The 23,826-nt window shown below is 30.8% G+C and carries 25 protein-coding genes and 3 pseudogenes; 8 read left to right on the top strand and 20 right to left on the bottom strand.

Features of this window, described 5'->3' with window-relative positions; genetic code table 11:
- Positions 1-2 precede the first annotated feature (2 nt).
- The 5 genes and pseudogenes from surE to L8W57_RS03120 all read left to right on the top strand — a co-directional run bounded on the left by surE (position 3) and on the right by L8W57_RS03120 (position 2,992).
- Complete coding sequence (gene surE, locus L8W57_RS03140; protein WP_133319525.1) at positions 3-776, top strand: 5'/3'-nucleotidase SurE; 774 nt, start codon at positions 3-5, stop codon at positions 774-776.
- Entirely contained in the window at positions 769-1,422 is a 654-nt protein-coding gene (locus L8W57_RS03135) for a ThiF family adenylyltransferase (protein WP_220566570.1), read from the top strand. Before surE ends, L8W57_RS03135 begins: the two co-directional genes overlap by 8 nt.
- Positions 1,406-1,849: pseudogene (locus tag L8W57_RS03130) on the top strand (GNAT family N-acetyltransferase). The gene L8W57_RS03135 and the pseudogene L8W57_RS03130 overlap by 17 nt, the downstream one beginning before the upstream one ends.
- Positions 1,850-2,157, top strand: a pseudogene (locus L8W57_RS03125) (hypothetical protein); the annotation flags it as partial.
- 13 nt (positions 2,158-2,170) lie between these two features.
- Positions 2,171-2,992 (top strand): CPBP family intramembrane glutamic endopeptidase, encoded by an 822-nt coding sequence (locus tag L8W57_RS03120; RefSeq protein ID WP_263661492.1) that lies wholly within the window; start codon positions 2,171-2,173, stop codon positions 2,990-2,992.
- Positions 2,993-2,995: 3 nt separating this feature from the next.
- Here L8W57_RS03120 and bioC read toward each other — a convergent pair whose 3' ends face one another.
- From bioC to L8W57_RS03100, 4 genes are read right to left on the bottom strand one after another with little or no spacing between them, the layout of a single operon-like run.
- Complete coding sequence (gene bioC / locus L8W57_RS03115; protein WP_263661977.1) at positions 2,996-3,694, bottom strand: malonyl-ACP O-methyltransferase BioC; 699 nt, start codon at positions 3,692-3,694, stop codon at positions 2,996-2,998.
- Positions 3,679-4,305: a pimeloyl-ACP methyl esterase BioG family protein gene (locus tag L8W57_RS03110; RefSeq protein ID WP_263661976.1), complete on the bottom strand. Its 627-nt coding sequence runs from the start codon at positions 4,303-4,305 to the stop codon at positions 3,679-3,681. The genes bioC and L8W57_RS03110 overlap by 16 nt, the downstream gene beginning before the upstream one ends.
- Complete coding sequence (locus L8W57_RS03105) at positions 4,302-5,426, bottom strand: aminotransferase class I/II-fold pyridoxal phosphate-dependent enzyme (RefSeq protein WP_263661975.1); 1,125 nt, start codon at positions 5,424-5,426, stop codon at positions 4,302-4,304. The genes L8W57_RS03110 and L8W57_RS03105 overlap by 4 nt, the downstream gene beginning before the upstream one ends.
- Positions 5,426-6,046, bottom strand: coding sequence for a tetratricopeptide repeat protein (locus L8W57_RS03100; RefSeq protein ID WP_263661974.1), 621 nt, complete (start codon positions 6,044-6,046; stop codon positions 5,426-5,428). Before L8W57_RS03100 ends, L8W57_RS03105 begins: the two co-directional genes overlap by 1 nt.
- A gap of 133 nt (positions 6,047-6,179) precedes the next feature.
- Between L8W57_RS03100 and L8W57_RS03095 the strand changes: the two genes are divergently transcribed.
- Positions 6,180-7,448 carry an adenosylmethionine--8-amino-7-oxononanoate transaminase gene (locus L8W57_RS03095; RefSeq protein WP_263661973.1) on the top strand — a complete coding sequence of 423 codons (1,269 nt, stop codon included), beginning with the start codon at positions 6,180-6,182 and terminating at the stop codon, positions 7,446-7,448.
- On the opposite strand, the gene bioD is transcribed toward L8W57_RS03095, so the two are convergent.
- The 5 genes and pseudogenes from bioD to L8W57_RS07925 all read right to left on the bottom strand — a co-directional run.
- Positions 7,422-7,994, bottom strand: coding sequence for a dethiobiotin synthase (gene bioD, locus L8W57_RS03090; protein WP_263661972.1), 573 nt, complete (start codon positions 7,992-7,994; stop codon positions 7,422-7,424). The genes L8W57_RS03095 and bioD overlap by 27 nt on opposite strands.
- A gap of 7 nt (positions 7,995-8,001) precedes the next feature.
- The gene (locus L8W57_RS03085; RefSeq protein ID WP_087699706.1) at positions 8,002-8,316 is read right to left on the bottom strand and encodes a DMT family transporter; all 315 of its coding nucleotides are present in this window, start codon (positions 8,314-8,316) and stop codon (positions 8,002-8,004) included.
- A complete protein-coding gene (locus L8W57_RS03080) occupies positions 8,316-8,663 on the bottom strand; it encodes a DMT family transporter (RefSeq protein WP_087699708.1) in 348 nt (115 codons plus the stop codon). Before L8W57_RS03080 ends, L8W57_RS03085 begins: the two co-directional genes overlap by 1 nt.
- 62 nt (positions 8,664-8,725) lie before the next feature.
- Complete coding sequence (locus tag L8W57_RS07930) at positions 8,726-9,250, bottom strand: methyl-accepting chemotaxis protein (protein ID WP_375154850.1); 525 nt, start codon at positions 9,248-9,250, stop codon at positions 8,726-8,728.
- A gap of 690 nt (positions 9,251-9,940) precedes the next feature.
- Positions 9,941-10,444 (bottom strand): annotated as a pseudogene (locus L8W57_RS07925) (cache domain-containing protein); the annotation flags it as partial.
- Between the two features lie 462 nt (positions 10,445-10,906).
- On the opposite strand from L8W57_RS07925, the gene L8W57_RS03065 reads away from it, so the two are divergent.
- Positions 10,907-11,941 carry an isoaspartyl peptidase/L-asparaginase family protein gene (locus L8W57_RS03065; RefSeq protein ID WP_263661971.1) on the top strand — a complete coding sequence of 345 codons (1,035 nt, stop codon included), beginning with the start codon at positions 10,907-10,909 and terminating at the stop codon, positions 11,939-11,941.
- Here the strand turns inward: L8W57_RS03065 and L8W57_RS03060 are convergent.
- From L8W57_RS03060 to L8W57_RS03010, 11 genes are all read right to left on the bottom strand, one after another.
- Positions 11,938-12,360: a Sua5 YciO YrdC YwlC family protein gene (locus tag L8W57_RS03060; protein ID WP_263661970.1), complete on the bottom strand. Its 423-nt coding sequence runs from the start codon at positions 12,358-12,360 to the stop codon at positions 11,938-11,940. The two genes, L8W57_RS03065 and L8W57_RS03060, sit on opposite strands and share 4 nt — an antisense overlap.
- Entirely contained in the window at positions 12,357-15,620 is a 3,264-nt protein-coding gene (gene carB, locus L8W57_RS03055) for a carbamoyl-phosphate synthase large subunit (RefSeq protein ID WP_263661968.1), read from the bottom strand. Before carB ends, L8W57_RS03060 begins: the two co-directional genes overlap by 4 nt.
- A gap of 97 nt (positions 15,621-15,717) precedes the next feature.
- A complete protein-coding gene (locus L8W57_RS03050; protein WP_263660462.1) occupies positions 15,718-16,689 on the bottom strand; it encodes a catalase in 972 nt (323 codons plus the stop codon).
- A gap of 89 nt (positions 16,690-16,778) precedes the next feature.
- On the bottom strand, positions 16,779-17,522 hold the full coding sequence (gene mreC, locus L8W57_RS03045; RefSeq protein ID WP_133319511.1) for a rod shape-determining protein MreC: 744 nt from the start codon (positions 17,520-17,522) through the stop codon (positions 16,779-16,781).
- Positions 17,512-18,549 (bottom strand): rod shape-determining protein, encoded by a 1,038-nt coding sequence (locus L8W57_RS03040; RefSeq protein ID WP_012662095.1) that lies wholly within the window; start codon positions 18,547-18,549, stop codon positions 17,512-17,514. The genes mreC and L8W57_RS03040 overlap by 11 nt, the downstream gene beginning before the upstream one ends.
- A 2-nt stretch (positions 18,550-18,551) precedes the next feature.
- A complete protein-coding gene (gene clpX, locus L8W57_RS03035) occupies positions 18,552-19,781 on the bottom strand; it encodes an ATP-dependent Clp protease ATP-binding subunit ClpX (protein ID WP_039619273.1) in 1,230 nt (409 codons plus the stop codon).
- On the bottom strand, positions 19,774-20,565 hold the full coding sequence (gene lpxA / locus L8W57_RS03030) for an acyl-ACP--UDP-N-acetylglucosamine O-acyltransferase (protein ID WP_133319571.1): 792 nt from the start codon (positions 20,563-20,565) through the stop codon (positions 19,774-19,776). The genes clpX and lpxA overlap by 8 nt, the downstream gene beginning before the upstream one ends.
- Positions 20,565-21,005 carry a 3-hydroxyacyl-ACP dehydratase FabZ gene (gene fabZ, locus L8W57_RS03025; protein WP_039619275.1) on the bottom strand — a complete coding sequence of 147 codons (441 nt, stop codon included), beginning with the start codon at positions 21,003-21,005 and terminating at the stop codon, positions 20,565-20,567. Before fabZ ends, lpxA begins: the two co-directional genes overlap by 1 nt.
- Before the next feature lie 68 nt (positions 21,006-21,073).
- Positions 21,074-22,147 carry an epoxyqueuosine reductase QueH gene (locus tag L8W57_RS03020; protein ID WP_263661966.1) on the bottom strand — a complete coding sequence of 358 codons (1,074 nt, stop codon included), beginning with the start codon at positions 22,145-22,147 and terminating at the stop codon, positions 21,074-21,076.
- On the bottom strand, positions 22,141-22,602 hold the full coding sequence (gene bcp, locus L8W57_RS03015) for a thioredoxin-dependent thiol peroxidase (protein ID WP_263659520.1): 462 nt from the start codon (positions 22,600-22,602) through the stop codon (positions 22,141-22,143). Before bcp ends, L8W57_RS03020 begins: the two co-directional genes overlap by 7 nt.
- On the bottom strand, positions 22,599-22,805 hold the full coding sequence (locus L8W57_RS03010) for a tautomerase family protein (RefSeq protein WP_133319508.1): 207 nt from the start codon (positions 22,803-22,805) through the stop codon (positions 22,599-22,601). Before L8W57_RS03010 ends, bcp begins: the two co-directional genes overlap by 4 nt.
- A 100-nt stretch (positions 22,806-22,905) precedes the next feature.
- On the opposite strand from L8W57_RS03010, the gene ilvE reads away from it, so the two are divergent.
- Complete coding sequence (ilvE, locus tag L8W57_RS03005) at positions 22,906-23,820, top strand: branched-chain-amino-acid transaminase (protein WP_133319507.1); 915 nt, start codon at positions 22,906-22,908, stop codon at positions 23,818-23,820.
- Positions 23,821-23,826 lie beyond the last annotated feature (6 nt).

Here is a 23,826-nt window from a genome sequence, read left to right as displayed (position 1 = left end):
ACATGAAAGAAATTTTAATAACAAACGATGATGGCTATGAAAGTGAGGGTTTAAAAAAGCTTATAAAAATGCTAAGAAAGCATTTTAAAGCTAAAATTACCATAGTAGCTCCTGCTAGTGAAAAATCAGCATGCTCACACTCTATAACACTAACTAAGCCTTTAAGATTTCATAAGGTTGGAAAAAGATTTTACAAGCTTGATGATGGCACGCCTGCAGATTGTATTTATCTAGCTTTACATGCTTTATATAAAAAGCGTTTGCCTGATCTTGTCATAAGTGGAATTAACAAAGGTGCTAATGTAGGCGAGGATATAACCTACTCAGGAACTTGCGCAGGTGCTATGGAAGCAGTGCTTCATGGAATTCCTGCCATTGCTTTATCGCAATTTTACAAAGATAATCAAAAAGAGCTTGATTATAAACTTGCTTTAAAACTTACTAAAAAAATAGTCAAAAATATCTTTGAAAAAGGCTTTCCTTTAGATAAAAAAGAATTTTTAAATATCAACTTTCCTTCTAGCAAAACAGCCTTTCAAGGCTTAAAAATTTGCAAAGCAGGTAAAAGAATTTATAGCTATAAAGCACACTCAAATACAAATCCAAGAGGTGTAGAATACTACTGGCTAGCTGCTGCTAATCTTGATCATGAAAATGAAAAAGATTCAGACATAGCACTTTTAAAACAAGGCTATGCCACAATAACCCCTATAATGCTTGATCTAACAGCTTATAAACAAATGAAAAATCTCAAAAAATGGATGAAAAATGGATAGATACACGCGTATAAAATGGCTTATTAATGAAGAAAATTTTATCAAAATTCAAAACACTAAAGTTTTAGTTTGTGGACTTGGTGGAGTTGGTGGAATTTGTGTTGATGCGCTTTTTAGAAGTGGCTTTAGTAATCTAACTTTAATTGATGCGGATAAATTTGAAACTACTAATCAAAACCGCCAGCTTCATAGTGAAAATATAGGCGAAGAAAAAGCTAAGGTTTTTGAGCGTATTTACAATGCTAAAGGTATAGTCAGTAAAATCGATGATGAGTTTTTGAAAAGTTTTAATTTGAGTGAATTTGATCTTATCATCGATGCGATTGATGATATACCTGCTAAGGTTGCTTTGGCTAATTTACTTGATTTGAAAAAGCAAATTTTTATCTCATCAACCGGTGGAGCTAGAAAGCTTGATCCAACGCGTATTAAAACGACAAGCATATTTAAAACACATGGCGATGCTTTAGCTAAAAAATTCCGCTATGAACTTAGAAAATCGGGCTTTAAAGGGGATTTTGATGTGGTATTTTCAGATGAAGAAGCCCATTGTAAAGATCTTGGCTCATTTATGGGTGTAACAGCTTCTTTTGGACTTGCTCTAGCTTCTTTGGCTTTAAGGAAAGTGCTTGATAAGAAAGCTTAACATAAAAGACTTAGCTTCTTGTATCAAGCTTTTTAAATAAAGCGTATCTACTCTTTGTAAAAATGATTACACAAAAGAACAATTTCATGCTTGGATTAATATAGACCAAAAAGCTTGGGAGGAAAAATTTCAAAATCAACTAGGCTTTGTTTATGAAGAAAAAGGCCAAATCATATCTTTTATAAGTACAAATTTAGAAGAAAAAACGCTCGATCTTTGCTTTACTCATGCAAGCTATGCTCATCAAGGTTATGGCAAAGCTTTATTAAAATTTGCTCTTAAAAACTACCCTTATAGTGAAATTTATACTTTTGCTAGCCTTAGTGCTAAAAATTTCTTTTTAAGAGCAGGATTTAAAATCATCAAAGAAAACATTGCTATAAGAGATCAACAAGAATTAAAAAAATTTTTCATGAAAAGAAAATAAAACGATTTTAAAAAAGCAAATAAAATGCATTTTATCTGCTTCTACTTTAAAATTTTTAATGTCTTAATTACACTCAATAAAGGTATTATAAAAGATAATAATAAATTTTTCACTACAAAGGTAAAAATTATAAATATCATCAAGCTAAGTAAAAACACAAACTGGAATTTAAAACAATATAGACAAATTGTAGGTTTTATAAAAAGTAACAAAATTTACGCTTTTGTCTTAAATATATAAATGTAAATGATTTAAAAAAGCTTTACCTAAGAGAAGAAGTAGTAAAACTATATCTAGATCAATTATAAACAAGGATTTTATATGTTAGCTTTAAGCACTCATCTTTTTTTGGCTATTTCTTTGATATTGCTTTCATTTGATAAAGTCAAAATTTCGTATATTTTTTTACTCTTTTCAGTCTTGTTGGGATATGTATTTAAAATTATAGATATAACTTTTATAGTGATTAATGTATTAGTTTTTATAACGGCTATATTGTATCAGTATAAAAAAATTTTCATATTAGAAATAGCATTATTTATCTATGCTTTAGCTTTATTTCTTCATTTTATCCCTGGTGTAAATAACATCAAAGTTTTAGATCAAGTTTATGCAAGCACAAATAGCGCACCTTTTAATCTTTACTTTAGTATTGACAAGCCACTAGGGGTTTTTATACTTTTTATACTTTTTCCTATTTTATTTAAAAACACAAACTACACCAAAGCTTCAGTGCTAAAATGGAGCTTATTGCTTTTATCTCCTATTCTTTTGCTGTGCGTGCCTTGGTATTTGGGTGTTATCAAACTAGAAATAAGCATACCATCATGGATTTTATATTTTTTATTTTCAAATCTTTTGTTAGTTGCTTTAGTAGAAGAAGCTTTTTTTAGAGGTTATCTCCAACAAAGACTTACACAATTTATTCACCCCAATCTTGCTTTATTAATCGCAAGCATAGCTTTTGGATTAGTGCATTATAAAAGCGGTGTTTTGATGATTGTATTTGCTAGTGTTGCAGGTGTGATTTATGGCTTAGCTTATAAACACTCAAAAAGCTTATGGATGAGCGTATTGTTTCACTATGGATTAAATTTAATCCATTTGATATTTTTTACCTATCCATTTTACTTAAAACATTAGCGATTATAGTTTTCTAACTAGAAAAAATAAAGGATGATAAGTCAAGGTATTTTGAAATTCTTTTTCATAGTTTTTTAAAAATGCCTTGCTTATAAAAAATTTATCACTCAAAGCATTTACTCCGCTTAATTTCAAATGCCTAAAAAGCTCTAAAGTATGATCAAATTTTAGCTCTTTTAATTCTTCTTTTGCCTTGATAATCTTAAATTTTTTAGAAAGTTTTTGCCTAATTTGCTCTAAAGTTAAATATTCAAGTGATAAATTAGTGCTTTGTTTTATTTGAGTGAAATTTTTTTCTCCAAAAGTAGAAAAAAGCAAAATACCATTTTTATTTAGCATGCTTGCAAAATTTTCTAAAAGCTCATCCATCTTTAGCCACTGCATGCAAGCATTTGAAGCTATAAGATCAAATTTTTTCGTATAAAAATGATGATTTTTAAGTTCATTCATATCAAAAACACCAAATTCATCAAACTTACAAGGATTTTCAAAAGGATAAATATCATTTAAAAAATAATGCTTAAATTTAATACACTCTTGCAAAGCCTTACTAAAAACCCCTACTCCACAGCCAAACTCAAATACCGCTTTAAAATCGCTCAAATCATTCTCACTAAGCATTTTACAAAGCTCTTTAGCCATGGCTTTTTGCACTGGCGAGTTAGCACTATATGTGTTTTTTGCTCTTATGAAAGTTTGCAAAGTGCTTCCCAAGTGTGGTATTTAAAAAATGCAAAATGTGGCTCATCGATAAACATTGCCTTTTCTTTAAAAAAATTTAAAACATGCTTTGGTGGAAAGATCTTATCATCTTTGCTAATTATGGCTTTATCCCAAGTGAAATTTTCATTTAAATCCTTAGTGCAAAACTCATATAAGCTTAAAAGTTCTTCTTTTAAATACTCGTTTTTTTCAAAGTAAAATTCATCACTTAAATTCATTCTTTTTTCAAGCAAATTTGTTTTAAAATCTTCCAAAGCAAATCTTTTCATCGTTAGCTTAAAAATAGCTTCTTTAATCCCAAATTCATCATTTATAGGTAAATTTGTGCCATTTATGGCTATTTTTTTATCAAATTTCATATCTTTTAAAATTTTACTCGCTATGCAAACTCCCATAGAAAAGCCAACAAGAGTGATTTTTTCAAATTTATGAAGATCAAATTCCCAATCAAAACTCGTATAATCATACGCCATTAAAACATTTACATCACTTTTTAAATGCGTAAAATGGCTAAAATGCGAGCAAAATCCTGAAAAAAATAAAATCAACTCAGATGAATTTGCATTTTCATGTAAAAAATGAGTTTTCAAAGTACCTCCAAAACCTTTTCTAAGTCTTTTTTCACTAAACCAGCATGCAAAGAAAAGCGAATTCTAGCTGTATTTTTAGCCACGGTTGGCTCTTTAATAGCAGGTGCGAAAATACCATTTTCTAAAAGCTTTTGTGAAATTTCACTAGCTAGTGCATTTTGCCCTAAAATAAAAGATATCACATAAGCCTCGCCTAAAACTGCATCTTTACTTGCTAAAGCATTTTTAAACCAAGTGCTTAACTCTAAAAGCTCTTTTCTTTGAGCATTAAATTCATGCAAATGCTTAAAAACATGCAAAGTCCAAGCTACATTGATAGGCGCAATGGCAGTTGAGTATATAAAGGCCCTTGCTTTGTTGATAAAAAAATCTTTTTCATCACTTATCATGCAAGCTCCCATGGAAGCTATGGCCTTACCAAAGGTAAAAACTAAAAAATCCACTTCCTTTTCTAAGCCCAAAAATTTCACATAACCCAAACCATCATCATTAAAACACCCTATGCTATGAGCTTCATCAATATAAATTTTAATATTTTTAAATTCTTTTTTCAAATTTATGAATTCTTTTATAGGCGCAAAATCTCCATCCATACTAAATAGCGCTTCACTTACAATGATGATATTTTCAAATTCTTTATAATGCTTTTGCACTAAGCTTTGCAAATGCTTTATATCATTGTGCTTAAATCTTATAAATTTAGCCCCGCCAAGCCTTAAACCATCAATAATACTTGCATGCACTTGCTTATCTGCTAAAAATAAAGTATTTTTAATGCTTGCTAAAGCTTGCAAACAGCTAACATTTAAGGCATAGCCGTTGTTAAAATGCAAGATTTTTCTGCCTAATTTAGCTTCTAAAAAGCTTTCAAATTCATCAAAAATCGCATAATTTCCACTCAAGCTTCTAGAACTTGAACTAGAAAATTCAAATTCTTTTAAATGTGTTAAAAAATCTTGCTTTAATGTTTTTTCATTGCTTAAATTTAAATAATCATTGCTCGCTAAATTTAGTAATTTTTGCTCATTATAAATAACATATTTTCCCTCATGTTTTAATGAGCGTAGAATTCTAAAATTATCTTGTTGTTTTAACTCATCTAAAATTTGTGTAATTTGCATTATTGTTTAAGCCTTGCGTAGTTCCCACAACCCGCATCAATTTTTAAATCGCAAGCTCTACTATAAAATTCTGTAGCTTTAGAAATATCTTTTTTGATGCCTTTACCATATTCATAAATAATACCAAGACTTAAACAACCATAACCATTATTTAAATCACAAGATTTTTGAAAAAAATCAATTGCTTTAAAATTATCTTTTTTAATACCTTTACCCTCTTTATACATAGTAGCAAGACTAAAACAACCATAACCATTATTTAAATCACAAGATTTTTGAAAAAAATCAATTGCTTTAAAATTATCTTTTTTAATACTTTCTCCACTTAAATACATATAGCCAAGATTAAGACAACCTTCACCATCATTCAAGACGCATGCTTTTTCAAACAATTCTTTTGCTTTTAAAACATCTCTTTTAATACCGTAACCATTTACATACATAAAACCAAGTTTATTACAACTATAATTATTATTTTGATCACAAGCTTGCTGAAAATATTTTAAAGCTGTTGGGTAATCGCCTCTATCATAGGCTTTAATTCCTTTTTCAACAAAATCCTCTTGTGCGTATGTAAAATTTAAAAATAAAATTGTTAGAACAACTAATATTTTTTTCATTATTTTCCTTTTGAAATTTTAAAATAAAAAAGCTAATTATATAAATATTTTCTAAATAATACTTTTTCATTTTAAAGCATAAATTTGAGTAAAAATTGTAGTATCATTAGTAATAAAAATCAAAGAAGCAAAAATGAATTTAAAAGAACTAGACTTAAAACACATTTGGCACCCTTGCACGCAAATGAGCGATCATGAGTTTTTACCTTTAATACCTATAAAAAAAGCTAAGGGAGTATATTTGTATGATTTTGATGAAAAATCCTACATAGACTGCATTAGCTCTTGGTGGGTAAATATCTTTGGTCATTGTAATGAATACATCAATGAAAAAATCAAAGATCAACTTCAAAATTTAGAGCATGTTATACTTGCTGGTTTTTCACATGAGCCTATCATAAAGCTTTCACAAAGACTTTGTAAGCTTTTACCTTTTGATAAATGCTTTTTTGCAGACAATGGTAGTTCAGCCATAGAAGTGGCTTTAAAAATGAGCTTTCAATACCACTTAAACAATGGCTCTAAAAAGGATAAATTCTTATCGCTTAGCAATTCTTACCACGGAGAAACCTTAGGCGCATTAAGCGTTGGCGATGTAGCGCTTTATAAAAAAACTTATGAGCCTTTACTTTTAAAAAGTATCACAACGCCTGCGCCAACAAGCAAGGATTATACAAAAGAACTTGAAATTTTAGAAAGCATTTTAAAAAATCATCATCATGAAATTTGTGCTTTTATACTTGAGCCTTTACTTCAATGTGCGGGCAATATGCACATGTATGAGCTTGGGTATTTAGATGAGGCGGTTAAACTTGCTAAAGATTATGGCGTGCAAGTGATATTTGATGAGATAGCCACAGGTTTTGGACGCACAGGGGAAATGTTTGCGCTTGATTATTGCTCACAAAGCATTGATTATATATGTCTTTCTAAAGCTATTACGGGTGGGTATTTACCACTTTCAGTGGTGCTTACTAAAGATGAAATTTATGAGAAATTTTATGATAGCTATGAGAGCCAAAAGGCCTTTTTACACTCTCACTCTTACACGGGTAATGCCCTAGCTTGTGCGGCGGCTAATGCGACTTTGGATATTTTTGAAAAAGAAAATATCATCGCAAAAAATAAAATCAAAAGTGCTTTTATAAAAACTCAATGGGAGAGTTTAAAAGAATTTGACTTTTTAGGAAATTTTAGAAATTTAGGTATGGTAAGTGCATTTGATATACAAAAAAGCAAATATCAAAGAGCAGGACTTGAAGTCTTTCAAAGAGCTTTAGAAAAAGGCTTGCTTTTAAGACCACTTGGAAATACAATTTATTTCATGCCACCATATGTTATAAATGAAGATGAGATTAATTATGTAGTGGAGTCTTTAAGAGAAATTTTCAAGGATTTTTGAAAGTTTTTCGCATACTTTATCATCAAATTCTATGATAGGAATTTTAGCGTAATTGCTTATAAAATCCTTGCTAAAAGTATCTTGAGTTTTTAAGATTAAAGCAAGGATTTTAATATCTCTTTGTTTTAGTGCTTCTATGCTTAAAAGCGTGTGATTGATACTTCCTAGATAGTCTTTTGCGACTAAAATCATAGGGTACTTAAACGCACTCATATAATCAATCATTGTTTTTTCATCATCAAGGGGCGAAAAAAGCCCACCAGCTAGCTCGATAATGAGTTTTTCACTTTGTGGAATTTGTATATCAAAGGCTTTATAGTTTAAATTTTCTAAAATCCTACCTTTGTGCGGTGAAGCAGGGGTTTGTAAAAACACACCTTCTTTGAAAATCTTAGTTTTTGGGCTAAACTCAGCTACTACCTCACTATCTTTTGGCGTGCCTGCTTGGATAAGCTTAAAATAATCAAAACCCAATTCTTTACAAATTCTAGCACTTAGATAAGTTTTGCCAACATCTGTGTCTATGCCGCTAATGTATATTTTCATTTTAAGCCTATGAAAGTATTTTTAAACCCACGGTGCAAGCAATGATAAGAGCAATCAAAAAAAGCTTTAAAAAGCTTTTGCTTTCTTTATAAAAAAGTACCCCTATGATAACCCCGCCTGCAGTTCCAGCTCCTGTCCATATAGAATAAGCCACACTCATAGCAATACTTTGCATGCTAAGGCTTAAAAATCCAAATGAAAAAGCAAAACACACTATCAAAGCTAAAAGATAAAGCTTATTTTTAGTGCTTACAAGTTGTTTCATGATAATCACACCAAAAATTTCAAAAGCGGTCGCTAAAAACAAAAAGAACCATTCCATTATTTAGCTTCCTTGCTAATGATTTTAAGGCCTATGATGCTTAAAAGCAAAATGGCTATTAAAGTAAGCTTGGTAATAGAGCTTGGCTCATTGAAAATAAACATCTCATTAAGCACCACTCCAACCGTGCCAATACCTACAAAAACACTATAAGCAATACTTACTTCAAGTCTTTCACAAGCTTTTAAAAAACATGTAAAAGATATACAAACTCCAATAGCTGTTAAAGCATAATGCCAAATTTCAGTAGAGTATTTTAAACCACTTACCCAAAAACACTCAACCAAACCACCTAAAATTACCATAAACCAACCAAAATTAGAGCTTATTTTTGTTCTTTCAATCATAATCTACCTTTTTTAAAAGTGCAAATTATAACCAAAATTACAAAATAATAAGCTCCTTGGTATTAAATTTTCTTACTTTCTACCTCTTTTAATATATCTTGAGAAATATCCCCTACTTCTTTAGTAGTTTCATTAGTAAAATTAGCTATTTTTACATTTTCTTTTGTGACATCTTCTAGTTGAATTATCGCATCATTGATTTGTGAAATACTTTGAGTTTGTTCATGCATTGATATAGAAACATCATTAACACTTTGAACTAAAATATTTACATTAGCTTCTATCTCACCTAAACTTCTTTCTGTCTTTTCAGCCAAATGACGCACCTCATCAGCAACCACAGCAAAACCTCTGCCATGTTCGCCCGCACGAGCAGCTTCTATGGCAGCATTTAATGCTAATAAATTTGTTTGCTCTGCTATATCCTTGATCACATTTACTACTTCTTTAATATTTTCAGCTTGAGAAACAACCTCTGTAGTTTTACCTCCAACATTTTGCATAGAAATGTTTATTTGCTCTACTGCTTTTATGGATTTTTCCAAAGAATTTGATTGAGAATAAGTTCCATCAACAAGTTTTTGCATAAATTCTTCTAGTTTTTCACATTGTATAGTTAGTTTATGTGCAAATTTAGAAGAAGAAATCAACATCTTTTTGATTTCTGAACCTAAAACATTTGTTGTTATTTCTACACTTCCTTTTGCATTTTCAACTTGTGTTGAAAAATCTAAAGCCTTATAACTTTCAAGCACTCTATCAAGCTCGTTGATGTTTGATCCTATTTTCTCTTCTAAAATATCAAGTAATTCATTTAATACATTTTTTAACTCTATTAGTTGAGGATTTATAGGATCATTATCAATTCTAACAGATAAATCTCCAAGCTCTATCTCTTTCAACTTTTGAACACTTTCAAACACAGCCTTCTTGTCTTGTTTTAAATTCTTTTGGATATTTTTTATACCATTATTGATTTCTTTACCAATAATAGCAAATTCATCATTTCCTTTGATATTTAAATCTATATCTTTCATATCGCCTTTGTAGTTTAAACTTTCAAAAAAATCTTCTAAAGCTTCTTTAATAAATATAATTTTCTTAAGAAAATGCTCTATCATACCACCCAAAATAACGATAATAACAAGGACAAAAATCACACCAAATATAACTTGGGTAATTAAAAGTCCGTTTAAAACCTCATCATAATCACTCAAAGCATTAGAAGAACACAAAGTTAAAGAATTTTCTCCCATAATACACACAGCTAAGCGTTCTTGACCTTTAAGTTTATACAAAATCAAATCAGTAGTTTCATTTGGAGTTACACTTGCAACATTAACAAAATTTTTTAACACTTCTTTAACTTCATTGTCTTCATAAAAATCTATATTAGCAGAAGAATGAGCTATCATTTCCTTTCTTTCATTGATTAAAAACACATTATTACTTGCAGTAGTTTTTAATCTTCCAAAAGCATTGCGTATATCATCTAGAAAAAATTCACCTGCTAAAACTCCATAAAATTTCCCATCAATAACAATCGGAATTGACACTGACAAAGCTATTTTTTTAGTTACGACATCTAAAAAAGGTTCTGAAATGCTTACCTTATTTTTATTTTTTGCATTTTGATACCACACGCGTTCTCTAGCATCAAAACCATCTTTTTCTTGATTTAAAATAAAATGTTTTCCTTTAGAATTAATATCTACATCAATTAAGCTACCATCTTTTTCATACCCAACATAAATAGCATTAAAAGAATAAAAACCAAACATCTTTTCTAAAAAAGAACCAATATATTCCTCACTTACATTTTTATGTTCAATAATATTTGCAGCGATTTTTTTAATATTCTCTATCTTGGTATTGAAGTATAAATCTGAAAAATTTTTTCCATTTTTAACACTTTCTTGCTTTCCACTTACAATACTTTGAAGAATATCCGTTTTAGACGAATAATAATTTAGTCCAACAAAAATACCAAATCCAACAACCAAAATCAAAGCTGTGAAAAATGATATTTTCTTAGCTACAATAGTTTTAAACATTAAAATACCTCCTAATTTTGCAATAAATATAAAAACATTTTAATTAATTTCTAAAAAATTTTTCAAAAATAACACCTATAAAAATAAAAAGTAGAATTTTTGTCCTAAAAATACTCATTTATTAATTAAATTTTAGTTATATTTAATTTTTATTAAATATAATAAATAATTTTAAAAAAGGAGTAAATAATGAAATTTTTAACCTGTAGTAAAAGAATTTTATTGACATTAACTAGTTTAATATTTTTACTAAGCAATAATGTCTTTGCAAAAAATTTTGAACCTATCATCGTTATACATGGTGGAACAAGTGGCTTAGGACTTACCAAAGAAGAATTTGCCAAAAGAGAAAAGGTAATGAAAGAATCTTTAAAAGCAGGTCAAAGCATACTTGAAAAAGGAGGAAGCTCGGTTGATGCTGTTATAGCCGCTATTAAAGTAATGGAAGATAGTCCTGAATTTAATGCTGGGAAAGGTGCTGTTTTTACCTCTGATGGATTTAATGAGCTTGATGCATCTATAATGGATGGAAAAAATTTAAAAGCAGGTGCAGTTGCTATGGCTAGGACGATTAAAAATCCTATAGAAGCAGCAAGACTTGTTATGGAAAAAACACCCCATACTTTAATAGCGGGCGAGGGTGCTGATAAATTAGCCAAAAAACATGGCTTAGAAATAGTAGGACAAAAATACTTCTTTACAGAGCACAGATACAAACAACTTCAAGAAGCTAAAAAAAGCAAGGAAGTTTTATTAGATAGTGATAAGGCAAAAGCTCATCTTGGTGTAAGCACCGAGCCATATTTAGGCACAGTAGGTGCAATAGCTTTAGATAAAAACGGCAACCTAGCAGCAGGTACAAGCACAGGTGGCACTACAAATAAAATGACAGGACGCATTGGGGATTCTCCTATCATAGGAGCAGGAAATTATGCAAATAATGACTCAGTAGCAATTTCTTGCACAGGAACAGGTGACATTTACATAAGAGTAGCTGCAGCTCATGAAGTTGCGTCTTTATACAAATACAAAAAACTTTCAGTGCAAAAAGCAGCCCAAGAAACTATCAAACAAGTTGCAAAACTTGGTGGTACAGGCGGAATTATTTCAATAGATAAAAATGGAAAAGTTGGTTATGCTTGGACTAAAGATAAACTTGGAATGTATCATGGACAAGCAAAAATCGGCGAAGAGCCAAAAGTATTTTGGCCGCTTGGAAATTAACGCAGTTTAACTTTTTTAATGCCTCGAAGTTTAAAAATCTTTGAGGCTCCACTTTCAAAAAACTTTTCATCTACTATTTTATCTGCATTTTGCATAGCCCACTTTAGATCAAATTTTTTTCCATGAATGTTTGCAGAAGTAGAATAAAGCCAATCAAACTTTTTTAAAAATTCCTCATGAGTGCAATCTTTCACAACGCGTATTGCTTTAGAATTAGGATATAAAAAAGTAGTTTTTTTGGATTTTCTAATAGTATTTTTAAAATAATTTGGCACTCTTGTAAGTTTTTTAAGCTCACTAAATTTAGCCGTAGTAATTAAACAATCTTGCTTTAAAGGCCTTTTTTTTAAAGTATTAAGGGCTTTTAAGTCCTTACTTAAAAACCCTGCTGTTGTATCAGTTTGAGCAAGATAAATCATGTTTTTAAGTATTCTTGTAAGCTCTTTACTTCAAGACATGATTTATTTTGTATAGCTTTGATAGCTTTAATCCCCGCATAAGCTGCTCTTAGATTTGTAAAATATGGGATTTTAAAGCGTAAAATATTTGCTCTAATTTTTTTAGTGTCGCCTTTAAAACTATGCTCATCGCTAGTATTTATAGTAAGTTGAATTTGAGAATTTTTTAATTTATCCTCTACATTCGGGCGTCCTTCAGAAATTTTATGCACAAACTCACACTCCAAGCCCGCTTCTTGTAAAACTTTATAAGTTCCACTCGTAGCAATGATTTTAAATCCTAGCTTAATATACTCATTAGCTAAATCTACTGCATATTTTTTATCTTGCTCTCTTAGTGATAAAAACACATTACCACTTTCTGGTAAGAAATTTGAAGAAGCAAGTTGGCTTTTTGCATAAGAGTTATCAAAATCTTTACTTACTCCCATAACTTCACCGGTTGAGCGCATTTCAGGTCCAAGCTCAAGATCGCTTCCGCTAAGTTTAGCAAAAGGAAATACCACTGATTTTACACTAATATGTTTTGGTTTTTTAGCTCTTAAAATTCCGTTTTTTTCCTCTACCACTCTAAAGGTGTCATAAAATTTCAAGCTTTCTCTTAAATTTCCTTGCCACATCACGCGTGTTGCAACCTTAGCTAAAGGAATTCCTGTAGCTTTGCTCACAAAAGGCACGGTTCTACTAGCTCTTGGATTTACTTCTATCATATAAAGTTTATTATCATAAATAGCAAATTGTATATTTAAAAGTCCTACTACACCTAAATTTAAAGCAATATCTTTTGTTTTTTGCTCAATCATTTCAAGCATAGCTTCATCAATATTTACAGCAGGTAAAGAGCAAGCGCTATCGCCTGAGTGAATTCCTGCTTCTTCAATATGCTCCATAATACCTGCTACATAAACTTCTTTTCCATCACTTATCGCATCTACATCAAGCTCAGTTGCATTATCTAAAAATTGATCAATTAATACCGGAGATTTATCACTCACATCTACTGCTTCTTGCATATAAAGTCTAAGCTCACTCTCATCATGCACTACACGCATTGCACGACCACCCAAAACATAACTTGGTCTAACAAGCACAGGATAACCTATCTCATTTGCTTTTATAATGGCTTCTTCAACGCTTATGGCTGTGCCATTTTTAGGTTGATTTATACCTAGATCTTCAATAAATTTAGCAAATTTCTTTCTATCTTCAGCTAAATCTATTACCCTTGCACTTGTTCCTATAATCTTTGCTCCAAAAGCACTAAGGCGTTTTGCAAATTTAAGCGGGGTTTGACCACCAAAATGCACTATCACTCCATCGGGTCTTTCTCTATCAATAACTGCTCTTAAATGCTCAAAATCAATTGGCTCAAAATACAAAATATCACTTGTATCATAATCTGTTGAAACCGTTTCTGGGTTACAATTATACATTATAGTTTTTACACCCATATCTTTTAGAGCAAAAGAAGCATGCACACAAGCATAATCAAACTCAATGCCTTGTCCTATGCGGTTTGGTCCACCACCTATAATCATCACTTTTTTATCTTTTTTATCTTTACTTTCTTTTACTTGCGTAGCTTCATTTGTATTAATACTTGAGTATAAATACGGGGTTAGTGCTTCAAATTCGCCCGCACAAGTATCTACTTCACTATATTGAGCGATGATTTTATGTTTAATTCTTGCATAATAAATATCATTTTGGCTTAACTCAAGATTATCTTTTTGATTAATTAAGCTAGCAATTTTTTTATCTGAAAAACCTAAGGTTTTAGCTTTTCTTAATAGTTGCTTATTACTTAAAATATCCATATCTATTTGATTTTCAAATTCCACTATTTCTTTGATTTGGTTTAAAAACCAAGGATCTATTTTGCAAAGCTCAAAAAGCTCTTGTGTGCTAAAACCTTCTCTAAAAGCTTGTGCTATATAAAGCAAGCGTTTTTCATTAGCTTGGCGGATTTTTGCTAAAAGCTCATTTTTATCACATTCTATAGTATCAAACCCACTTAAATTTCTCTCAAGTGAGCAAAGTGCTTTTTGAATGCTTTCTTTAAAAGTTCTCCCTATAGCCATAACCTCACCCACGCTTTTCATAGCAGTGCCAAGCTCTGTGCTTGCATTTGGGAATTTTTCAAAAGTAAAACGAGGAATTTTAGTTACGATATAATCAATTACCGGTTCAAATGAAGCAGGAGTTCCTGTGATATCATTTTTAATCTCATCTAAACTAAATCCAACTGCTAAAAGCGTAGCTACCTTAGCTATAGGATAGCCCGTAGCTTTACTAGCTAGGGCTGAAGATCTTGAAACCCTAGGATTCATTTCAATAACTATCATTCTACCATTAGTTGGATTGATAGCAAATTGCACATTTGATCCACCTGTATCTACTCCAATTTCTCTTAAAATAGCAAAAGAAGCATTACGCATCGCTTGGTATTCTTTATCAGTCAAAGTTAAAGCAGGAGCTATAGTAATAGAATCGCCTGTATGAACTCCCATAGGATCGACATTTTCAATAGAGCAAACGATAATACAATTATCATTTTTATCTCTAATGACCTCCATTTCGTATTCTTTCCAACCAAGTAAGCTTTCTTCGATTAAAATTTCATGGATAGGGCTTAGCGCTAAAGCAGTATTTGCAAGTTCTGCAAACTCATCCATATTATACACCACGCCACTTCCTGCACCACCTAAGGTAAAAGAAGCTCTAATCATCAAAGGAAAACCAATCTCATCAACAGCTTTTAAAGCTTCTTCATAATTATACGCATACATAGATTTTGGTAAATCCATGCCAATTTTTTTCATGCATTCTTTAAAAACTTGTCTGTCTTCGCCTTTTTTAATCGCTTCAGGATTTGCACCTAAAAATTTTACATCTGCAAGCTCGCCACTTTCATAAACTTCCATAGCAACATTCAAAGCAACTTGGCCACCCATAGTAGGTAAAATCGCATCGATTTTTTCTTTTTTGATAATACTTAGAATACTTTCTTTGGTAATTGGTTCTATATAAGTTGCATCAGCAAATTCAGGATCTGTCATAATCGTAGCCGGATTAGAATTGATCAAAACTACTCTATAACCTAGCTCTTTTAAAGTTTTTGCCGCTTGAGTTCCTGAGTAATCAAACTCACAAGCTTGACCTATAATGATAGGCCCACTGCCTATTAATAATATATTTTTTATATCTGTTCTTTTTGGCATGTATTTTCCTAAGCTGAATTTTTAGCCAAATTATAACAAATATAAGTTTTTTAGAAGTTGAATTTAACAAAGAATTTAGCTCTTAAAGAGCTAAATTTTATTGACGCTTACCAAAAGTTATAGCATAAGCTTCATTTCTTACATCAAATAAAGGATCTTGTGGTGGATTAACCCCTTGAGGTACATCCGAAGGAAAATATACATCAAAATTACAATCTTCATCGCTCAAGGCATTAACCTTAAAAGTCCCAACTAGACTTTCTTTGTGCTTACCACTCCATAAAGCCGTTGTTTCATTGGTAATATCATTTTTATTTGCATATACTAAATACATTTTATACTCAACCGGCTTATTAGCTTTTACACGATTTTGGAAATCTTCTTTTAAAAAATCACTACTCGCACTTTTCATTTGTGCTTCATTTAAATATGCCACACCTTCACTTGGAACTAATTTCCATCTTGCTGGTAAATAGTTTTCTCCGTTTGCTTGTTTAAAATAAAAAGTATGAATACTAAAAAATGGAGTATTTGCTACACTTTTACTAATGCCAATTTTATCAGTATATGCAGCAAAATTTCTATAAGAATCAACCTCTTGCATCATCTTGCTTATTTTTTCTTGATCGACTTTACCATTTACAGGAAGTCTCATTTCAAAAAACTGACCGAATTCTTTAGGATTTTTTGCGAAATTTATTTCTGTATTTAGCATAACCATAGTCCAAGAAGCAGAATCTTTAGGATCAGTAATTCTAATAGCCATACCTCTTGTTTTGCTTTTATCATCTTTAAAAGCTCCACCCAAAGAATATCTTACTTGGATTGGCAAACTTTTTTGTGTTAACAAAGGCACATCAACTTCTTTATTAATAGACAAAGCTGGCTCAAAAGTTCCCATAGCACAAAAGCCTTTTGCATGATTAACTTTTGCTTTTGGATTTTTAGGATCAGCATTAAGTTGATAAAAAATATCTGCTATTTTTTGTGCATCATATTCCACTTCATTTGCATAAATAGCACCACTTAAACAGCAAAAAGCTAAACAACTACTGATATATTTTTTCATTTAATCTCCTAAATTTTTAAAATTCGGAGATAATTCTAATATTTAATAGTAAATAATAATTTATATCAACTAAAATAAATAACTTTTTATTAAAAATTTTCTACCATATAAAAATAACTTGGTACTTTCATTTTTACATAAGGTTTAACATATGCATTTTGATAGGCGCCTTCTTCTTCTATTTTAAAAATTTCGCCTACTGGAATTCCTGAAAAGAAAATCTCATCTAAGCCACTTGTATAAACCTTATCGCCCATTTTAAGTTCAAGCCATTTAGGAATATATTTAACTAAAACATAATCATTTCTACCATGAGCTATACCTGGTGCTTGTTCCTTACCTATATATACGGAAAAAATACACTCTTCATCACCTTGTAAAAGTCCCAAAGCTCTACCATTTTTTTCTATAACTATGCCTGCTGTATAGCCATTATAAATTAAGCCTTTAATTTTTCCTTTATAATCCACATCAAGCCAAACCTTATGATAATCGCTAATTTGAGCATAAGAAGTTGCCTTAACTAAACTAACATTAGGATAATAAAAACTTGAATTTTTATCACTTAAAATATTGTTTAATTCATTGGCAAAGTTTTTCATATAGATATTGTTTTTTTCAAGCTCAGCATTTCTTTCTCTTAATTTTTTAATTTCTTGAGCTTGATTAAAATGCTCATTAAATTTATCTTTTAAAAGATTAATGCTTTGAGAAAACTGATTAACAATAGCAATATTTAAATCTAAAACATTTCGTTTTATTATATCTCCATAATAAAACGAAACAAACACTAAAAAAGATAAAATTAAAACACTAAGAATTTTACTCTTCATTCGTTAGTTGGTGCAATAAAGAAATTTCTTCCAAAGCTTTACCTGTGCCTTTTGCTACTGCTAAAAGTGGCTCATCAGCTACATATACTGGAAGTTTTACAATTTCAGATAAATATTTATCAAGACCGCGTATTAAAGCTCCGCCTCCTGTTAAAACAACACCATTTTCAACAATATCAGCTGCAAGATCAGGCGGCATCATTTCAAGAACGATTTTTAATGCATCAGCAATTTCTTTTAAATGCTCACGCATAGCCTCTCTTACATCTTCACTTGTTAACTCTATTCTATTTAACAATCCTGTTACTTGATCGCGTCCTTTAACTACCATAGAAAGCTCTTTTGGAAGCTGAACTGCTGAACCTATTGCGATTTTGATTTCCTCGCCCGTTCTTTCACCTATGACAAGATTGTATTTTTCTTTTACATAATTTACTATACTAGTATCAAGCTTATCACCAGCTGTTCGGATAGATTTTGAAATCACAAGACCGCCCAAAGAAGTAACACCAATTTCAGTAGTACCACCGCCAATATCTACCACCAAGCTCCCTTGAGGCTCTCTAATTGGTAAATTTGCACCAATAGCTGCTGCCATAGGTTCTTCTATCAAAAATACTTCTCTAGCACCCGCACTTAACGCACTTTCTCTAACCGCTTTTCTTTCTACTTGGGTTAATCCATAAGGAACTGAAATGATAATTCTAGGTCTTAAAAAAGATTTTCTTCTATGAGTTTTTTCTATAAAATAACGGATCATTTTTTCAGTCATATCAAAATCAGCAATCACACCATCTTTCATAGGACGGATTGCTTCGATATTACCTGGGGTTTTTCCTACCATTTCCTTAGCTTCCTTTCCAACAGCTAAAATTTTAACCCTACCATATCTTTCACGCTCTACTGCAACAACCGAAGGTTCATCAATCACTATACCTTTATCTTTTACTAAAACTAAAGTATTTGCAGTACCTAAGTCAATCCCCATATCACTTGAAAAAAATCCAATTATTTGATCTAAAATCATTCTCAGCCTTTAACTTTTTTATTTTTTATAAATAAAGGTTTTGCACCTTCTTTGATCACTTCTTTAGTAATTACTATGCTATATCCATTATACTCTGGCAAATCAAACATCAAATCTACCATCATTTCTTCAATAATACTTCTTAAACCTCTAGCACCTGTTTTACGCTCTAGCGAAAGCTTAGCAATCTCTCTTAGCGCTTCATCTTCAAATTTTAATTCCACATTGTCAATAGCAAAAAGTTTTTGATATTGCTTAATAATGGCATTTTTTGGCTCAGTTAAAATACGCACCATGCTTTCCTCATCAAGCTCTTCTAAAGAAGCAAGCACATGCAATCTTCCTATAAGTTCAGGAATAAGCCCAAAATGCACCAAATCATCAGGCTCTAGTCTTTGAAGTAAAGCTTCTTTTTCATCTTTTTTATCATCAGTAAAAAAGCCCATGACATTATCGCCTAATTTTCTTTTAATAATATCACTAATACCATCAAAAGCCCCGCCACACACAAATAAAATATTAGTTGTATCTATTTGTATAAAATCTTGATTTGGGTGTTTTCTACCGCCTTTTGGTGGGATATTTACCAAAGATCCTTCGATAATTTTGAGTAAGGCTTGTTGCACGCCCTCACCACTTACATCTCTTGTAATGGAGCGATTTTCACCCATTCTTGCGATTTTATCTATCTCATCGATAAATATAATCCCTTTTTGTGCTCTTTGCACATCTCCATCAGCAGCTTGTAAAAGACGAGTAAGGATATTTTCAACATCTTCTCCCACATAACCCGCTTCAGTTAAAGAAGTCGCATCACAAATTGCGATAGGAACATCTAAAAATCTAGCTAAAGTCTGTGCTAGTAAAGTTTTTCCACTTCCCGTTGGGCCTACTAATAAAATATTTGATTTTGCTAATTCTGTATCATCATCTTCTAAGTCAGATCTAAAAAGCCTTTTGTAGTGATTATACACCCCTACACTAAAGATTTTTTTAGCTCTATCTTGCCCGATAACATATTTATCTAAATATGCTTTTAATTCCTTAGGAGTAATATCTTTAAAATTTTCTTTATCAACTTCTTTATTTTTTAATTCTTTTTCCTCTCCAAAGAAAATATTGCAAGCACTTTCGGCACAATACTCACATATAAAGGCATTATTATAATCATTTACTAAAATTCTTCTTTCACTTGTTTCTATTTCATTGCAAAAACTACATCTTTTAACCATGATTTTTTTCCTTATATATAGGAATTCCTCTTTTTGTTTCTAAGATAAAATTACACATTTTTTTCACATTTTCACTAGAAGTATTTTCTAGCAAACTTAAAGCATTATCTTTTAAACTTCCTTGTCTGAATAAAAATTTAAAAGCCTTGCTTAAAACATCCACCTCTTCTTTATCAAAGCGTCTTCTAATGCCTACTAAATTTAAACTTCTAATACTTGCTCGATTTCCTTCAGCTAAGCAAAATGGCACCACATCTTGAGAAAGCGCACTAGCACCTGCTATCATACACCCCTCACCTACCTTAACAAACTGATGTATTGGAGTAAGTCCACCTACCACAGTATAATCTCCAAGTTCCACATGACCTGCTAAAGTAGCATTATTTGCTAAAATAATATTATCTCCAAGCAAACAATCATGTGCAATATGAGAATAAGCCATTATAAAAGCATTATCACCTATTCTTGTAAAACCATCGCCCTTAGCTGTACCTGAATTTATAGTAACAAATTCTCTAATAACTGCATTTTTTCCTATAATAACACCTGAATTTATCTCATCTTTATAAGATATATCTTGTGGAATATCTCCAACTATGGCATAAGAAAAAACTTTAGAATTTTCACCTATGCTTACATTAGGTAAAATTCTTGCACCTTGTTTGATGATAGTATTTGCACCTATATTGGCATTTTTTCCAACATAAGCATAGGCTTCTACTACAACACTATCTGCTATGATAGCTCCATCTTCTATAACAGCACTTGGATGAATTTTGCTCATCATTTATCTACTATCATAGCTTTAAGTTCAGCTTCTGCAACCAATTGTCCATCAACAAAAGCTTTTCCTTGAAAAATCCACATATTTCCACGATTTTTTACCACACTCATCTCATAATCAAGCCTATCACCTGGACGCACTGGATTTCTAAATTTAGCATTATCAATGCCTGTAAAATATACTACTTTAGTGCTTGGATCTACCTTATCATCCATGCTTTCAAATGCTAAAACCCCTCCAGTTTGTGCCATACCTTCTAAAATTAACACACCCGGGTAAATTGGATGATCTGGAAAATGCCCCATAAAAACATGGTCGCTTATACTAATATTTTTATAACCTCTAACAACTTCTTTATTTTTTAATTCTACGATTTTATCTACAAGTAAAAATGGATACCTATGTGGTAAAATTTTTTGAATTTGCATTACATCTATCATAAATTTAGCCTTAAAATATATTCAAAATTCAGATTTTACAAAAAAAATATTAACAAACTAGTTAAGTTTTATAACTTCACAATCTTTTCTTTACTATCAAAATAAATTTCACTTTTTGCTATAAATTCATAAGCGCCTTTAATAATATTTTCAACAATAACCACCGGCGAAAGATCATAAGCACCAAAATGCTTTTGCCTTATTTTGATTTCTTGCTCTATTTTTAAAGGATTTTGTAAAAAATCTTCAAAATTTTTAAATCGCATTTTGCACAAATTATTTAAATAATCAAAACTCCATAAATTAATCTCATCCTTTACACTTTTATAGCACTTTAAATCCTCTTCTAAAATGCTAAATTTAGTGTAAGAATTTTTAAAATGAGAATAAAATAAAACATGAGTTTTTATGGCTTTTTTGTTTTCTTTTATCAAAGCTCTTAGTAAGCGATAATTTAAAAATTTCTCTCTTTGAATTTCAAATTTAACACCCTTTTTTTCTAATTTTTTTACTTGATTGTAAAATTTTATCTTTTCTTCTATGCTTGAAGGTAATATTTGTTTATTTACAGGACTCATAAGCTCATCTATAAAAGCTTTTTGGCCTTTTTGTTTAGAAAGTGCATAAATACACCCACAATAATTTTGATGATAAAGCATATCTTGCTTAGCTAAGGCAAATTGTCTTTGCGTGCCTCCATTTTTTCTAAAATCAGGCGCCAAAAACTCTATACCAAATTTATCGCATTCTTTTTGTAAAGCTAATTTTAACTGCTCTAAGTCTTTTTTAGGGGATGTTAAAAGGGTTGTTGTAAGTTTTTTTTCACCAATTTTTTGAGCAAATTCAACACTTTTATGCATTCTAAAATCAAAACAAATTTGACATCTTGCGCCTTTTTCAGGCTCGTCCTCATAACCCTTTACACTCTCAAGCCATTTTTCATACTCATATTCACCTTTATAAAGCTTAACACCCAATTTATCACAACTACGCTTAACATCTAAAAATCTAAGTTCATACTCACTATAAGGATGAATATTTGGATCATAAAAAAAACCTATAATTTTCTCATCAGGATAAGTTTTGCTTAATTCTTGTATAAAATAATGACTATCCACACTACAGCAAATATGCACTAGCATAATTCTTTTAATACCTTAAAAGCATGATCTTTAGCTTTTACATTTTTATAAATTTTTGAGATTTTTCCATTTTCATCAATCACAAAAGTGGATCTTATAAGCCCCTCATACTCTTTACCATAATTTTTCTTTAAACCCCAAGCACCATAAAGTTTACAAATTTCTTTTTCACTATCGCTTAATAAAGTGTGTTTTAAATCATATTTTTTTATGAAATTTTCATGCGATTTAACACTATCTGGACTAATACCTATAATCACAGCATTTTGCTCTAAAAAATCCTCATAACTTTGACTAAATTCACAAGCTTGTGTGGTACAACCTGGGGTGTTATCTTTTGGATAAAAATACAAAATAATTTTTTTACCCAAGAAATCACTTAAAGAAATTTTAACTCCATCTTGATTTAAAAGTTCAAACACAGGAGCTTTATCACCAATTTGCAATTCTTTCATTTTTTATCTTTCAATCTTAATTTTTCTACACTTTCGCCACCAAAAGCAATATTATATGGCTCAATATCTTCTAACATGATCACTATATTTTGCTTTGGCTTGTTGTATTTTGTATGTAAAAGTTCTGTAATATCTGCTATTAACTCTTCTTTTTGTGTTTTGCTAAATTCTGGTTTAGCTAATTTGATATTTATAATTGGCATGATTTTTCCTTGTTTCAAATATAATAATTTTACTATATTCTAGTAATTATTAGTATATTTTTGATAAAATTAGTTTTATTTTCAACAAAAAGGCTTAGTTATGATTAGGGCAAAAAAAATTTGGATGGATGGAAAAATCATTGATTTTGATGATGCAAAAATTCATGTTTTAACACATTCATTACATTATGCAAATGCAGTTTTTGAAGGAACAAGAGCTTATAAAACACAAAATGGTTTAGCAATTTTTAGATTAAAAGAACACACCAAAAGACTTTTAGAGTCTGCAAAAATTACTTTAATTAATTCTCCTTTTTCTCAAGAAGAACTTGAAAATGCACAAGTTGAACTTTTAAGAGCAAATGATTTTCAAAATAACACCTATTTGCGACCATTAATCTTTTTAGGTGATGGTACTATGGGAGTTTATCATGCTAAAGCTCCTGTTAGGGTAGCTATTGCTGCTTGGGAATGGGGTGCTTATTTAGGCGAAGAAGGCTTAGAAAAAGGTATTAAGGTTAAAATTTCTTCTTTTGCTAGAAATAGTGTAAAATCTAGCTTAGGTAAAGCAAAAGCAAGTGCAAATTATTTAAATTCTCAAATGGCTAAATATGAAGCTATAGAAGCAGGATATGAGGAAGCCTTAATGCTCGATGAAGAAGGTTTTGTAGCAGAAGGAACAGGTGAGTGTTTTTTTATGATTAAAGATAATAAGCTAATCACACCGCCAAATGATTTTTCATTAAAAAGTATCACTCAAGATACTGTTTTAAAAATTGCACATGATTTGGGCATAAGTGTAGTGCGTCAAAGAATTTCAAGAGATGAAGTTTATGTAGCTGATGAAGCATTTTTCACAGGAACTGCAGCAGAAATAACTCCGATAAATAATATTGATGCAAGAATTATAGGAGATGGAAAAAGAGGTGAGCTAACGACAAAGCTTCAAAATGCGTATTTTGATATAGTTTATGGACGCAATGAAAAATACGCTTCTATGCTAACTTATATTTAACAAAGG

It is taken from the genome of Campylobacter sp. IFREMER_LSEM_CL1890, assembly GCF_025772045.1.
GTDB lineage: Bacteria > Campylobacterota > Campylobacteria > Campylobacterales > Campylobacteraceae > Campylobacter_D > Campylobacter_D lari_D.
This window is presented reverse-complemented; position numbering and strand designations above follow the sequence as displayed.

Coding starts and splice junctions, on each gene's coding strand:
- L8W57_RS03080 (WP_087699708.1), bottom strand. CDS start 8,663: ATGATTGAAAGAACAAAAATAAGCTCTAATTTTGGTTGGTTTATGGTA.
- carB (WP_263661968.1), bottom strand. CDS start 15,620: ATGCCAAAAAGAACAGATATAAAAAATATATTATTAATAGGCAGTGGG.
- L8W57_RS03100 (WP_263661974.1), bottom strand. CDS start 6,046: ATGAAAAAAATATTAGTTGTTCTAACAATTTTATTTTTAAATTTTACA.
- L8W57_RS03105 (WP_263661975.1), bottom strand. CDS start 5,426: ATGCAAATTACACAAATTTTAGATGAGTTAAAACAACAAGATAATTTT.
- lpxA (WP_133319571.1), bottom strand. CDS start 20,565: ATGAGCAAAATTCATCCAAGTGCTGTTATAGAAGATGGAGCTATCATA.
- fabZ (WP_039619275.1), bottom strand. CDS start 21,005: ATGATAGATGTAATGCAAATTCAAAAAATTTTACCACATAGGTATCCA.
- surE (WP_133319525.1), top strand. CDS start 3: ATGAAAGAAATTTTAATAACAAACGATGATGGCTATGAAAGTGAGGGT.
- bcp (WP_263659520.1), bottom strand. CDS start 22,602: ATGAAAGAATTGCAAATTGGTGATAAAGCTCCTGTGTTTGAACTTTTA.
- clpX (WP_039619273.1), bottom strand. CDS start 19,781: ATGGTTAAAAGATGTAGTTTTTGCAATGAAATAGAAACAAGTGAAAGA.
- L8W57_RS03120 (WP_263661492.1), top strand. CDS start 2,171: ATGTTAGCTTTAAGCACTCATCTTTTTTTGGCTATTTCTTTGATATTG.
- L8W57_RS03050 (WP_263660462.1), bottom strand. CDS start 16,689: ATGAAAAAATATATCAGTAGTTGTTTAGCTTTTTGCTGTTTAAGTGGT.
- L8W57_RS03010 (WP_133319508.1), bottom strand. CDS start 22,805: ATGCCAATTATAAATATCAAATTAGCTAAACCAGAATTTAGCAAAACA.
- L8W57_RS03020 (WP_263661966.1), bottom strand. CDS start 22,147: ATGCTAGTGCATATTTGCTGTAGTGTGGATAGTCATTATTTTATACAA.
- L8W57_RS07930 (WP_375154850.1), bottom strand. CDS start 9,250: ATGCAAAAACTTGTTGATGGAACTTATTCTCAATCAAATTCTTTGGAA.
- L8W57_RS03060 (WP_263661970.1), bottom strand. CDS start 12,360: ATGATTTATCTTGCTCAAACTGATACAACAGCAGGGTTTTTAAGTAAG.
- mreC (WP_133319511.1), bottom strand. CDS start 17,522: ATGAAGAGTAAAATTCTTAGTGTTTTAATTTTATCTTTTTTAGTGTTT.
- bioD (WP_263661972.1), bottom strand. CDS start 7,994: ATGAAAATATACATTAGCGGCATAGACACAGATGTTGGCAAAACTTAT.
- L8W57_RS03135 (WP_220566570.1), top strand. CDS start 769: ATGGATAGATACACGCGTATAAAATGGCTTATTAATGAAGAAAATTTT.
- L8W57_RS03040 (WP_012662095.1), bottom strand. CDS start 18,549: ATGATTTTAGATCAAATAATTGGATTTTTTTCAAGTGATATGGGGATT.
- ilvE (WP_133319507.1), top strand. CDS start 22,906: ATGATTAGGGCAAAAAAAATTTGGATGGATGGAAAAATCATTGATTTT.
- L8W57_RS03065 (WP_263661971.1), top strand. CDS start 10,907: ATGAAATTTTTAACCTGTAGTAAAAGAATTTTATTGACATTAACTAGT.
- L8W57_RS03095 (WP_263661973.1), top strand. CDS start 6,180: ATGAATTTAAAAGAACTAGACTTAAAACACATTTGGCACCCTTGCACG.
- L8W57_RS03085 (WP_087699706.1), bottom strand. CDS start 8,316: ATGGAATGGTTCTTTTTGTTTTTAGCGACCGCTTTTGAAATTTTTGGT.